The following is a 12900-nucleotide window of genomic DNA, read 5'->3' on the forward strand; positions in this document are numbered from 1 at the left end:
ACTTGATTGAGATGTACATACTCTACTTTTGTGGGAATATAAATCTGTGTTTGTGACAGATGAATCACACCTGCTTTCATTTTTGGTTTACTCACTGCCTGTTGCGTGTAAACTAATAAATGTCTGCCTTTTTCCTTGTGTTTATATTTGGGTAATTTTGGTCTGCCTAAAAATTTGGATCTATCTGCTGTATAAGCTTTAATGGCTGCAAAAAAACTTAACCAGTTGCGATGTAATCCTAATAATACTTGTTGTGACACCTTCCCCGGTAAGGCTTGGTACGGTTCTGTAGATTTTAATTGTTTGGCTAAACAATTGTAGTCTAGATATTTTTGAGCAAGAATAAAGTTTTGGCGGATGTGGAAGTTAGCATAATTGTAGAGGTTTTTGGCAGCAAAACATAACTGATCAATCTCCTGATAGTGGGGATGATTTCGTTGAATGATATGCCGTTCGACCAACTGCATAGACTAGCTTACCAAACTGAGAGCATGATTATATACACTAACACTTGTCTGTACTGGTGTCAATAAATTTATGTTATGGCTGTAGGCAGGATAATTAAACTTAGTAATTGTTAATATTAAGTTACTACTGCTACCAAGTTACACTGACTTGCCATTTTTCTACCATTTTAGCACTGATACCCGGTACTTTTTCTAAGTCTTGTAAAGATGTAAATTTTTGCTGTTGACGGGCAATAATTATCCTTTGTGCTAATTTCTTACCCACTCCGGGAAGAGTTTCTAATTCTTGTTGTGTTGCTGTGTTGAGATTAATTTTTTGGTTTGTTAAATCGGGAAGAGATGATGGAGTTTTGATTTGAGGACATTGCTTGATTTGAACATCAATTTTTGCTTGAATTGTTGACGGTAAACCTGGTTTAACTGTAGCATAAAGACGGTTAAATTCACGTTGATAATGTGCAGCTACTTCCGGATTCTCAATGATTACTAAAGTTTCATCATTACCATGATTACCTGCTTCTGACCAATTGTGTGAACCAGTAATTACTGTTTGGTTATCTATAACTGCAAATTTATTATCTATAGCTAAAAACTCGAAGTTATTATATAGCAAGTATTTTACTTTGTGAATATATCTACAACGTAAAATCTCACTCACCCTAGATATCCAAGCGAAGTTTTTATTCTGTATGACAAAAGCATAAATAAATATGTACGCATTTAATCTAGTAATAAACCTCTATAGCAAGAGGCACTGCCTATGCAAGATTTTTTATTTTTAATTTAAACTTTTTCTATATAAAGAAGGAAAAAATAATTACGATATATCGTTACGATTGCGAGATAGTCGAAGTAATTATGTGTTGAATATGCGTCCATGTGTTTTATTTTTAGTTGCCACCGGATTAAGTACATCTGTTTTGATTTCCCCTGCTTCAGCGACTGGATATGATGATGTACTTGCATCTAGAATTAACGTTGAGAAGTCAGCAATAGGATATGGAATAACGTTTGTGCCTAAAAACAACAGTTATTCTTACCAAATACAAGTTGCTGGTAAAGGATTGATAAATGATTTAGCTTGCGACCGTTTTGCTGCTACAGAACAGCAGAAATTAGACTGGAAGACGGTAAAAATTAAAATAGGTACAGATAATTCTGCGCTTTATGCCGAAAGTCAAGTAGTCCCAGTGCTGGGAGGGCAAGTGTATCGCAATAAAGTTGCTAGTTCCATACATATACGAGTAGTGGTCAGCGATGAAAATAAGAAGGAGATTTATAAATCAAACTGGATAGGAGGGGAAGACATCAAGGGTTGGGGCTGGACTGGTAATTGTGCCTGGGTATCTGAATAACCATTGTTGTCCTTGTCAAATGCAGGATACATTTTGTAGACATATCTATAAAGATGATTATGAAGAACCTACTAAAATCATTGTCCTCGGCATTCAAGCCAAAAAAATCAATAGTTGAAACTTATGGACAAGCAGATTGTCCTTTGCCTCCAGAGCAGATTCAATCAATCATGGAGTGGTTATTTGCTAGTTTGTTAAATGCGGAATATGTTGGGCGATCGCATTTGATCTGGGATTTGGGCGATCAAGATTGGAAACAAGTAGTATTAACCGCACTTTTAAAAGATGAACCATTATTTATCTATCGTTGTAACGATCAACTTTCGGCAGCACCAGAGCATTGTTTCTGGCGGCTGATGGCAGAACACCCATCTCTGCGAATTTATCAGTTAGAAGTCAAAGAAAATTAGTAGCAGAGTGATCGCTTTACTGTGCGTTGTCGATCACTCTGTGTTATCGCAATTCCTTTTGAGAACTGAAGTCAGGCATTTCCGCTGATCACTACAATTGGGCATCTACTCACTGAAGTTTATTATTTATTTCTTCACGATAACCTAGAAGCACTGGAGAGGACACACATCCTGTTAATAGAAAAACAAATAACATCCATCCAAAGTAGTCATCAGGTACTGGCTTAATAAAATGATGGATGCCTTCGTAAGATGTCCATCCATCCAAAAATATACACACTATTGTTGCTGATATAAAAATCTTTTTGATATTTGGATCTTCCAGTTTTAGAATAATCCGTAAACAATAGATAGAAGAAGTGATGAAAACAGATAAAATTATAGAAACTCCTATCTTGATTGGTTGTAAAGATGGGACACCCTCGTATATACCATAAAGTGTTGTTACAAAATCTATAAATGCGAAAATATACATTAAATTTACAACAAGTTGAGATATCGTTGAGATTTTTTGTTGTTTTGTATTTTCCATAAATACCGCCTTATTTATCGAAGAAAACAGCATAAATTATCAAAGATATTATACCAAAAGGAATAACCAATATATTAAAATATTTATCTAAGAAACCATTTATTCTTTCTAGAAATACTCCCAATTCTGAAGATGTTTTATCTAATAGAGTATTTTTTGCAAGATATTTTTCGACGGTGGAATTATTGCAATTACCATACGAAGAATACTTCTGCAAAAGCTCAAGCGAATCATCCCATGCTTTTAAACAATCTTGCTTTCTTGACGAGCAAGGTTCGGATTCATGAAATAAATGATTGTTTATTACAACCGTTAAAACATTTAAATGTTCTTGTAGGACATCTTTTCTATAATTTCTATCTTTAACGGAATCAATCATTGATTGATGTTGAAATTGCCATATATAAAAAACAATTTCATATAAAAAGGTATATTCTTTTGATGAAAAGCTATCGTCCTGAATATTATCTAATTCCAAAATATTTTTTGTAAATTCACCCAATTGCAAAGAGGAGCTTTGCAATACAGTATATTTATCAATAGTATCCTGAAAGTCAGTTGATAGATTATTGAGTGCATAGTCTTGATTTAACATAATAATTCCTAATATTTGGGTTAGTTTAATAATTAATTTTTAATAAGATGAGAAAAAATTTTAAGCCGTTGTATCTTTGCGGCACAAAGCGAGAAACGCTACGCTTGAGGATTTAGCGAGAGATCCTAGCCCGATAGACCCAGTTGGGTTGCATGGGATATTGCACACATCGCTAAATCTTTCGATGCGGAAATACTTTATTTTGAACTTAAAGCCCAAAATAGCAATATTAATTGCAATTGTACAACAGCAAATATACAGAGACACTATCCGGGAGAGATTACTGAAGCGTTAGTTAATACCAGGAGGAAGATATAAATCATCTCCCGGTAATCTTCTATCGACGATATCCTGTGTGTTGTATGCTAAAACCTCCTCTAACCTCTCTCCAAACTTTTGGTTATATTCCTTCTCAGTGCGCTTAAACTCAAAAGCCGCATCAGCACGTCGCTCAATTGATTCCGCTAATGAAGCTTGTATGATAGCTTGCGCTATTAGACTGCCTTTAATGGCACGATAGAACCAATATCCAGTAGCTAATTCTACAGGTATAGGCTTGATGTACCCACCATAGCCTTCCACCTCAACCATTGGATCTTGTAGTAAGTTCCTATTCTTGTAAGGCAAGGCTTGTGGCGATTTCCCCGATAAAAAACGTAGTAAGTCATTATTTGGTCTATCAATTGCCGCAGTCACTGATTCAATGTATAGTTTGTAGTCACCATCAGGCATTTGATAAACATCTAGCGGGATAGAGCCTAAATGAATAACTGCTTTTACAGCTTTTTGTGTCGATGTTACGAGCTTTGCCATACTTAATTTGGTAAAAATGCTACTTGATATATTCTCTGTATCTAAACTGTTTGGGAAAGAGACTCCAGTCTAGGTAATGTAAATTACTCAAAAAAACCTAATTTTTTTCATCATTTTCAACTCATCACTTAGAATTGATATAGCTTGTGGACGACAGGGGAGTTGAACCCCTTGGAGCGAAGATTAGGAGTCCAGCCCAGCACCACGCATCGCCCATGAGATAAGGGAGTGAAAATTTTCACTCCCTTATAAAACTAGAACGGAGCGTCTAGTAGTTGGTATATGTCACTCGTTCTTTGAGACGCTGTTTCCAAATTCTTTTCTAGCGTAATTTCCGTACTGGCTTCAACAGCTTTTTGGTGAACAGTGTTGCCAATCGTAATCTTAACCGTTTCCACGCCTGAACATTTCTTGCGCCATGATTTGCTCACTTTTCTTCGTTCATCTGCGTCTGGAATAGCCAAAGATGAAACTTGGCGATTAATTCTACAAAGGCCTCTCACGCCACAACCTTTTCTAAAAGCACTATTTTTCATTGCATAGTAGGAGTAGCGATATTCGAGTCTTTGTCTTAACGTAGCTCCAGCGTCTAAATATTCTTGTCGGCTGCGTTCAATCTTAAGGGCTTCATCAACAGACTGTTGCAAAAGAATAGCGAAGCTGGCATTCTGCATAGTTTTAGCAACAATATATCCTTTCTCAGCAGCAATTTGAACTAACAAAACTAAATCTGCTTGAGTTACTACGGAAATTGGTCTGGAATTAACTTCGGTTAAAAGTTCTGCCATCGGGAAATCACCGCCCCGTAAGCGTTTGAACTGTTCTGAAGCAAAAATATTAGCGGCGGATTTCCTGGGTATTTGTAGACCTCTGGCAGCCCCACTCTGGCTAAAAACAGCCTGTTTCGTAGATGGATCAACAAAAGCCTGAAACGTTATTCCCATTACCTGCACTCCACCTGGAATTTCAGGAACACGGTGCTTTGAACTCATTTTTCTTCGTCCGAGTATTGTTTTATTTACTAAAGCAGATGTAAGATGTAAATATTTCTACTTCCCGCTTTTTTTGGAATTAAGGATGGTCAAAGCTTGGCTCAAGTCAACCTGCTTTCTTTCCTCTACTCTTTGAGTAGTTTTCTGCTCTAGTTCAGTTACTCGATTTTGAAGTGACACAATTTCTTCAGCCATTTGTGTCAAAATAAATGAAATTTGCTGCTCAAAGCTTTGGTTGTCAGTAGATAAAGTGCTTGTGCCAGCCTCATTACTCTCTGTTAGATCAGTTTCATTGACAGATAATTTGCTGTGAGGGTGTTCAACCTCTTCATCAGACTGTGCTGTGAATTCAGGGGAGAAAGATTGCTCAGGGGTAGCCTCAAATAGAGAGGGATCTATAAAACTCAGTATCTCAAAAAGCTCTGCTTTATCAACATCTGGTGACAAGCTATACATTAATGTGGGCTTGTGTTTTTTTTCAGTCCCAGGTACGTAAGAACAATGGAAAAGACCTATCTCGGCTATATCTTTTGCGTGTCCACTGATTGTCCCTCGGTGAAGACCGGTTGCCTCCGATATTTCTGAAGCCAACAAGGGAGATGGTGATTTAGAAACGATGAAAAGCGTTTTAATTGCACTCTTTGGTTGAATTAATGCAAGTTTCTGCTTTAATGAAGTAGGCATTTCTGGATTCTCTAGAGAAAAGGGTTCTCGGCTGGGGGTATCAAGTAAAGCATCTTTGCCTCCAGTGCCTCTACCTCTTTCATCAAAATCCTTTAAAGGCAGTTGTTGACTACCGAAAGGATGATCGCCTATAATATAGCTATCCAAGGTTAAACTCCTTATAAAACAATACGTTTCCAGATTTGAATGTGAGCAATAAAACAGTTGGCGCTGTTTTTCATCAATTCAAACCTAGAAATTCAAGAAAAAATAGTCAGCCGACATTCGAGAAAAATACTGGCTGGCTATTTTTTTATAACACAAGACATTATTGAATTGCAATAGCCTTATCGTCTTTCTCATGAAAAGAAATAGAGCTAGAAAGTAAGTTGATATACCATGTTGTAATTATACAGTGCTTATTGTTTATCATCCTGGCGACATTTTCTTCGAGAGAGACGCTAAACCTCTTCTAATCATTGATATTTCGTAACTTTTTTAGCGCATCCATAGGATGCCTCTCAAGCATTTGACTAAATGGTATCCATTCTTCTTCGTTAGTCAAAATATGCAGCACCTTCTCAATCCTCATGGAAGCACTGGCCAGTTTAAGGGACTTCGCTAACGGAAACCATTCATTAAAGATTTCTATTTCTGTTTTTTCATTATAATTCTGATTAGAGTCCCAACGATTTTTGATGGCAGCAACTAAAAAACCAGCCATATTTGGAACTTCATTCCTGGATAACGCTACTTTAAGAGTGGCAATAGCTCTAAGCGTTGTTTCGCTGGGGACAGACTTAATCACCTTTTGCAATGTGGAATTCATCGGAATACCCAATACTTCTAGCTCATTTTTGATAGTGTCGTTAATTACACCTACCGACTTTTTGGCTGAAAGATTTAAAATATTCGGAGTTTCAGGTGATGAACTTTTAGGTGACTGAGACTGGCGTAACTCTAGTTCATCTCTCAGATGCAAGTTTTCTTTTTCCAAAAAGTCTACTCTGTGTTCCAACTCCGAGACTGATAAAATTCGCCCATAGGCAACTTCGAGTTGATCTCTTAGTCCCCTGTTTTCAGCTTCAATCCTTTGCAGCCTGTCTTTTAGGGTTTGATATTTCGCCTTCCAAGAGGATTCAGAAGTTCTTTCCTGTGGTGGCAATTTCTTCTCATCCAAACACTGTTCTCTCAGGGATTGGATTCGCTCCTTAATTTCTGGCTCCTTGTAAAGCCAAGCTTTGCTAACGTCAGCAGCTTCGGCTACGGTGTTAAAGTTGATTTTTTTCTTATCCTTAATCAACTGCTGGATAGCTTTATCGGTTCTGGCTTTAGCTTCATCCCTTTTCTTGATGGCATTCTCCTTCAATCCATCAGTATTCCTTTCATGCTTCATTTTCCGCCTCCTCCAGTGCAGTGATGATGCGCTCCAAATTTTCTTTAACAGGCAAGTTTTCCTTAAGAATCTCCCTAGACCTCCTGCTATCTTGATTTTCGTATGCCCACTCAACTATGTTGGTAGTACGCTCTAGATGGTCTTTGTGCTTATCCAAATATCGAGTATCAGTTTTAAAGTGAGTACAACTTAAACACTTGTTAGCCCCATAAGGGCAAACACCTTGAACAATAGGCAAGCCACATAATCCATTAGGAAGGGCTTGAGCTAGGATATTCTTTCTCATCCACTGCTCATCTATACTGTTTGGATCAATTCCTTCTGTCATTTCAGCTTTGACATTATCCGGCTCTACTACCTTGCCAGTTACGTCAACCATCCTGTGCTTAAACTTTGCAAATTCTTCTTTTAATGTTTGATCGTGAATATGTGCATAAACACTAGTCATTTCCGGTGTCTCATGCCCTAAAAAACGTTGAATAATATGCTGAGGAACACCAAGATTAATCATCCGAGTACCAACTGTGTGACGGAATTGGTGTGCTTGGAATCGCCAAGGTGTGCCTGATTTATCACAAATATTGCAATCGTAAGCTAGTTGGTTGATTACTTTAGAAAATACTCCCTGTTTTATAGCCTCTTTTTTGTGCGAATGATATGTGGAGGCAAATAAATAAGGGTAGTCACCATGCTGTTGTCTAATCTCTTTTTGCTGCTCTTGTATTACCGCAGCTATTTCTAAAGAAATAGGAATACTATGATCTTTCTTCATTTTGTACTGATAGTAATGAAGAAAATAATCGCCACTTAAGTCTTGAGTCAAACAATTAAATGGCATCCTACATAATTCGCTGATTCGCATTCCTCCATCTTGAAGAATTAGCACCATCCGCTGAAAAGTTGGTTCTAGCTTGTCTAAGTTTTGGTTTAGTTGCTGCATTACTTCTTCAGGAATGAAGCGAGGTTGTCTTTTAGGAATGCTAGGGAAGTCTTCTTGATAAATTAAGCGTTTATCTGGTACATTTAGCCATTCCTCTCTCGCACAAATCTCTAGAAAAGCTTTCAGTATACTAATATTTCTGTGTCTAGTTGCTTCTGCTAGATTAGATGATAACAAATAACTTAGGTAATCCTCAACCAAAAAACGGTTAATTTGTTCTGGTAACAGTTGAGGATATTTTTTGCTAACAAAAATCGAAAAACTAACTAATCCTTGCAATCTAGACACAGCTTCCTGCAAAGAATATATTGCTAACGTATACTTGATAAATCTTTTTGCTCCATCACGAAGCCATAATTGTTGAATGCGAGAAAAGTTCAGAGTGCGTATAGAACGTGATGGATTACATTTTATGCCAAGTTTACCAATATCCCATACATCTTTTTTGTACTCATCTCTGTCGTCATAAAAATCATGAACAAACTTGTATATTTGACTTAATGTATAGATGCGTGGATCTTCGGTAGAATATTCCACTAATTGCTGATTACCATGTAATGCAGTGCCAGTACCGGATCTATACATACCATTCATGAGTAAATAAGAACGAAATGATGTTGCTAAATAGTGGACATCTCGCTCCATTAAAGAAGACAATTTATCTGATACAGTATTTAACCAAGAACAAATCTGTCTAATTTCGCTGGCTTTACGCCATAGAGTAGCAATCTGCCACTCTTTTGCATCCATCTTTTGCCAACAAGCATATTTAATTTCTGCATTTAGGGATGGAGATAGACACTCAAAATAGACACTTTTCTTGCCATGATAATTCAAGGATGTTTTGTCTTGAATTGGGCAGTCACCAATACACCATTTATCTTCTGCCCAATAACCTTGAAGTTGATCAGCTAATTTTTGTTGCTTTTCTAAAGACCATCTAATCTGTAATGCTTCCATTATTTATCTCTCTTATTTAGATAATCTTGATAAGCTTCTTTCATGTCCTCTTGACTGAGGTGAGTGTAAGTATTGAGAACAGTTTGAACTTGAGCGTGTCCTAATCTTTTCTGAACATGAGCAGCATCCCATCCTGCTCGAATTAACTCTGTTGCGTGGCTATGCCTGATCATGTGAGGACGAGCATATACATCGGTTTTTTCGCTCAATCTTAAAAATAATTGTGCGACAGCACCGTATGTCATTGCTTGCCCAATCTTGCCTTCCCAAAGATTTACAAAAATGTAATCACTGTCTGTATCGTTAAATTCTGTAAGTAAATATTCTGAATAGATACCCATTAGCTCTTGGCTAACGTGAATAGAATACTTATTTTTGGTTTTTACTCTAGCTCCGTTAGCATTATCATCTCTTGGCACAATCCAAATGAGATTATCCCAAGACTGGATATCAGAATGCCTCATACCTAAAGCTTGTCCGATGCGAATACCGCTTTCATAGAGTAAAGAGATTAGAAATTTATCTCTTAATCTATGACACGCAGCAATCAATTGTTGAATTTCTTCTTTTGATAAAGTTTTAGGTAATCGCTTCGGCTCTTTCAGCTTAATCAGCTTGGTTCTAATGGGTTTACTTTTGCTGATGTGATGAAGAAAGGGCTTGTATTTCCTTCCTGGCTGCATTCTAGATGTATAAAGTGGAATGCCTGTAACTACTCCTAGCCTTTCCTGGTAGTCGTAGAGCATCGCCACCGAGGTAATAATTAGATTGACTGTTGATTCAGTTCTTTTGGCTTTTTGCTCATAAATAGAAGCAACGTTTGGCTGTGGACTTCTTAGCCAAGCTATGAAATCAGCAATATCTGACTCTTTAATTTTTGTCCAATCTTTATTTGTGTCTCCAAGGTATTCCCAGTAAAGTTTCAGGTGATAAGCGTATGATCTAATAGTGTTAGGAGATTTTTCAACGCTTTTCAAATAGCTTAAAAATTGTTGAATTGGTTGAATCGGCAAATAATCGTCTCCTAAAACCGTCCAAGTAAATTTATCGCTATTAGGAAGTTTTACTTTTTGAACTTTCACTTCACTTTGTAGATTTTATCTACTTTGTAGAATTGCTGCTGTTTACTATTCTACAATGAATGAATTTCTATGTCAAGATTGTTGTTGTTTACTTTAAAGAATTGTTTTTAAGAGCTATAGTTTTAATTTATGATGTAATAAATCACCTTTTGCTAATGTGGTTACTCCTACAGTGTTAATGGGATTTTGCCAAGGACGGTTATCAATTTCATATTGACAATTTTCACTCAAAGCCAAGCCCATCATATCTAAAGCTTCACTGTAGGAACGATAAGCAAATTGAGGTTCGATTAATGCTCTGATTCCTACAGTTTGATTATGGCGATTTTCGAGAATATTAGCAATTTTTTGCTCTGAAAATACAAATAATGCCATATCTACAGTTTTGCTGGCTGTATTTAAGGTTTTAGCAATTAAACCATTACTAGAATTACTCCAAGGTTGAGTTGGTGAAATGGGTGAAAAATTGACGGTGAGTTTAGTGTTAACTAAATTGATTTCTTGAGGTGAACGCACAGATTTTTGTAGTCCAAATCTACTATCTGTTTTTCCTGCTGGTCCATCACCCCACATAATGTTAAATTCTTCTGTTAATAGATTTGCTAATTCTGGGCTATCAATTTTTAATAAATTATTGGCATTACCTAAACTGCTGGAATTGCTAAAATCTCCTGAAGTATCGCTTAAGGTAAAATTTGCAGAAGTAATAACCACAAAGCGATGATCGACAATGATAAATTTATGGTGCATTAAACTACTACCAGCAGAACCATCAGCAGTATCATCTATCCAGGGAATTTTGCTATTTTGGATAATTACTAAAGCATCACGTTGACTAATTTCATCTGGTGTGATTTGATTGTCTTGATTGATATCAACAAATTTGCGAAATTCGTTATATCGTTCCTGTTCCCTTTTTTCTAGTTTCTGTATTTCCGTTGTTGTGAAACTACTCCAAGGACGAGAATAGTTATTCTCTAAAATTACCCTGACTTTAATCCCAGCTTTTTGTTTTTGTGCTAATGCTTGGGAAATTTTCGGTAAACGCAGTTCTTGAACTGCTATATCTATTGTAGATTGGGCTAGAGAAATAACATCAAGAATCTGTTTTTCTAAGTCATCTCCTAAGCGGGTTTGCTGACGATAAGTTTCTTGATATTCTGAAGATTGGGAATGATTGAAGTAAACTTGAATTAACGGATCTTGCGGTAATGGTGCTAAACGTTGATTTGAGGATTGGACTTTTTGACAACTGCTGAGGGTAAATAGAAATAAAAATATATAAGATAAAAACTTAAGATGGTGAAAAATAGACATGATCATCTGATACAAATAGATAAAGGGTAGACATGATTTATTATTGCTCATAAAGTGTATGTGGAATCATGTAAACAATTCGCTGCACTCACGACGCTCAAAATCTACCCGGAAACGTAGAATTACTCACACTTTTTCAAGATTTACTAAAGTAACTGTACGTGATTGATTATCAAATTTATTGGTTTTATGCAAATATATTTAGATTACAGTGCTACTACTCCAACTCGTCCCGAAGCGATCGCTGCTATGCAAGCAGTATTAACTCAACAGTGGGGTAATCCTTCCAGTTTACATGAATGGGGCAACCGCTCGGCTTTGGTTGTGGAACAAGCGAGAATGCAAGTTGCAGCTTTAATAAATGCTGTTCCCGAATCAATTATTTTTACCTCTGGGGGAACAGAAGCAGATAATTTAGCAATTATGGGTGTGGCGCGATGTTATGCTGTACCCCAACATATAATTATTTCTAGTGTGGAACATTCGGCCATTTCCGAACCTGTGCGAATGTTAGAAAGCTGTGGTTGGAAAGTTACCCGTTTAAGTGTAGATAGTCAAGGAAGAGTTAATCCAGAAGATTTAAAATCAGCTTTGCGACATAATACAGTTTTGGTATCTGTGATTTATGGACAAAGCGAAGTGGGAACAGTGCAACCGATTGTAGAATTGGGTAAAATTGCTAAAATACATGGTGCTTTGTTCCATACCGATGCGGTACAAGTTGCAGGACGTTTACCCCTAGATGTGCAGACTTTAGCTGTAGATTTATTGAGTTTATCTAGTCATAAATTATATGGACCCTTGGGTGCAGGTGCTTTATATGTGCGTCCAGGTGTGGAGTTAATTTCTTTGCTGGGTGGTGGTGGCCAGGAAAAAGGACTGCGTTCAGGTACACAAGCAACACCAGCTATTGCGGGTTTTGGGGTAGCTGCGGAGTTAGCGGGAAAGGAGTTGGAGACAGAAACAGCGAGATTGATCAAGTTGCGCGATCGCCTATTTTCTCTTTTAGCAGATGTTGCCGGTTTAATTCCTACAGGTGATATGATTCATCGTTTACCCCATCATCTTAGTTTTTGTTTAGAATATGCTGATGGTGAAAAAATCAGTGGTAAAACATTAGTTCGTCAGTTAAATTTAGCGGGAATTGGTATTAGTGCGGGTGCTGCTTGTAATAGTGGAAAATTAAGCCCCAGTCCAATTTTATTAGCTATGGGTTATTCTCAGAAACGGGCTTTGGGAGGAATTAGATTAACCTTGGGAAAACAGACAACGGAAGCCGATATTGATTGGACGGCGATGGTTTTGAAACAGGTTTTGCAGAGGTTGACACAAGATTTATACCTATTCATAATTCGTAATTCGTAATAGTGCCTCCGGC

General features: G+C 37.1%; 12 protein-coding genes and 2 pseudogenes. 3 read left to right on the plus strand and 11 right to left on the minus strand.

What is annotated here, in order from left to right:
• Positions 1-467: pseudogene (locus H6G06_RS25435) on the minus strand (RNA-guided endonuclease TnpB family protein); the annotation flags it as partial.
• A gap of 130 nt (positions 468-597) precedes the next feature.
• Positions 598-1125, minus strand: a complete 528-nt coding sequence (locus tag H6G06_RS25440) for a DUF655 domain-containing protein (protein WP_338422990.1) — start codon at positions 1123-1125, stop codon at positions 598-600.
• Positions 1126-1327: 202 nt separating this feature from the next.
• Between H6G06_RS25440 and H6G06_RS25445 the strand changes: the two genes are divergently transcribed.
• Together H6G06_RS25445 and H6G06_RS25450 are read left to right on the plus strand one after the other, a co-directional pair.
• Positions 1328-1822, plus strand: coding sequence for a hypothetical protein (locus H6G06_RS25445; protein WP_190564852.1), 495 nt, complete (start codon positions 1328-1330; stop codon positions 1820-1822).
• Positions 1823-1881: 59 nt separating this feature from the next.
• Entirely contained in the window at positions 1882-2232 is a 351-nt protein-coding gene (locus H6G06_RS25450) for a hypothetical protein (protein WP_242039854.1), read from the plus strand.
• Positions 2233-2341: 109 nt separating this feature from the next.
• Here the strand turns inward: H6G06_RS25450 and H6G06_RS25455 are convergent, their stop codons facing one another.
• From H6G06_RS25455 to H6G06_RS25495, 9 genes and pseudogenes are all read right to left on the minus strand, one after another.
• Positions 2342-2764, minus strand: a complete 423-nt coding sequence (locus tag H6G06_RS25455; protein ID WP_190564853.1) for a hypothetical protein — start codon at positions 2762-2764, stop codon at positions 2342-2344.
• Between the two features lie 10 nt (positions 2765-2774).
• The gene (locus H6G06_RS25460; RefSeq protein ID WP_190564854.1) at positions 2775-3359 is read right to left on the minus strand and encodes a hypothetical protein; all 585 of its coding nucleotides are present in this window, start codon (positions 3357-3359) and stop codon (positions 2775-2777) included.
• 291 nt (positions 3360-3650) lie between these two features.
• The gene (locus tag H6G06_RS25465; RefSeq protein WP_190564855.1) at positions 3651-4172 is read right to left on the minus strand and encodes a hypothetical protein; all 522 of its coding nucleotides are present in this window, start codon (positions 4170-4172) and stop codon (positions 3651-3653) included.
• A gap of 254 nt (positions 4173-4426) precedes the next feature.
• Positions 4427-5164, minus strand: a complete 738-nt coding sequence (locus H6G06_RS25470) for a hypothetical protein (RefSeq protein WP_190564856.1) — start codon at positions 5162-5164, stop codon at positions 4427-4429.
• A 57-nt stretch (positions 5165-5221) separates the two neighbouring features.
• The gene (locus H6G06_RS25475; RefSeq protein WP_190564857.1) at positions 5222-5995 is read right to left on the minus strand and encodes a hypothetical protein; all 774 of its coding nucleotides are present in this window, start codon (positions 5993-5995) and stop codon (positions 5222-5224) included.
• A gap of 304 nt (positions 5996-6299) precedes the next feature.
• Positions 6300-7223 carry a DUF6262 family protein gene (locus H6G06_RS25480; protein ID WP_190564858.1) on the minus strand — a complete coding sequence of 308 codons (924 nt, stop codon included), beginning with the start codon at positions 7221-7223 and terminating at the stop codon, positions 6300-6302.
• Positions 7213-9123 carry a tyrosine-type recombinase/integrase gene (locus H6G06_RS25485; RefSeq protein WP_190564859.1) on the minus strand — a complete coding sequence of 637 codons (1911 nt, stop codon included), beginning with the start codon at positions 9121-9123 and terminating at the stop codon, positions 7213-7215. The genes H6G06_RS25480 and H6G06_RS25485 overlap by 11 nt, the downstream gene beginning before the upstream one ends.
• On the minus strand, positions 9123-10205 hold the full coding sequence (locus tag H6G06_RS25490; RefSeq protein WP_190564860.1) for a tyrosine-type recombinase/integrase: 1083 nt from the start codon (positions 10203-10205) through the stop codon (positions 9123-9125). The genes H6G06_RS25485 and H6G06_RS25490 overlap by 1 nt, the downstream gene beginning before the upstream one ends.
• A 126-nt stretch (positions 10206-10331) precedes the next feature.
• Positions 10332-11522: pseudogene (locus tag H6G06_RS25495) on the minus strand (phospholipase D-like domain-containing protein); the annotation flags it as partial.
• Between the two features lie 189 nt (positions 11523-11711).
• Between H6G06_RS25495 and H6G06_RS25500 the strand changes: the two are divergent.
• Positions 11712-12887 carry a cysteine desulfurase family protein gene (locus H6G06_RS25500; protein ID WP_190564862.1) on the plus strand — a complete coding sequence of 392 codons (1176 nt, stop codon included), beginning with the start codon at positions 11712-11714 and terminating at the stop codon, positions 12885-12887.
• The last annotated feature ends 13 nt before the right edge of the window (positions 12888-12900 follow it).

Origin of the sequence: Anabaena sphaerica FACHB-251, assembly GCF_014696825.1 — a bacterium.
In the GTDB taxonomy this organism is placed as follows: Bacteria; Cyanobacteriota; Cyanobacteriia; order Cyanobacteriales; family Nostocaceae; genus RDYJ01.

Coding starts and splice junctions, on each gene's coding strand:
- H6G06_RS25460 (WP_190564854.1), bottom strand. CDS start 3,359: ATGTTAAATCAAGACTATGCACTCAATAATCTATCAACTGACTTTCAG.
- H6G06_RS25455 (WP_190564853.1), bottom strand. CDS start 2,764: ATGGAAAATACAAAACAACAAAAAATCTCAACGATATCTCAACTTGTT.
- H6G06_RS25470 (WP_190564856.1), bottom strand. CDS start 5,164: ATGAGTTCAAAGCACCGTGTTCCTGAAATTCCAGGTGGAGTGCAGGTA.
- H6G06_RS25485 (WP_190564859.1), bottom strand. CDS start 9,123: ATGGAAGCATTACAGATTAGATGGTCTTTAGAAAAGCAACAAAAATTA.
- H6G06_RS25480 (WP_190564858.1), bottom strand. CDS start 7,223: ATGAAGCATGAAAGGAATACTGATGGATTGAAGGAGAATGCCATCAAG.
- H6G06_RS25465 (WP_190564855.1), bottom strand. CDS start 4,172: ATGGCAAAGCTCGTAACATCGACACAAAAAGCTGTAAAAGCAGTTATT.
- H6G06_RS25500 (WP_190564862.1), top strand. CDS start 11,712: ATGCAAATATATTTAGATTACAGTGCTACTACTCCAACTCGTCCCGAA.
- H6G06_RS25450 (WP_242039854.1), top strand. CDS start 1,882: ATGAAGAACCTACTAAAATCATTGTCCTCGGCATTCAAGCCAAAAAAA.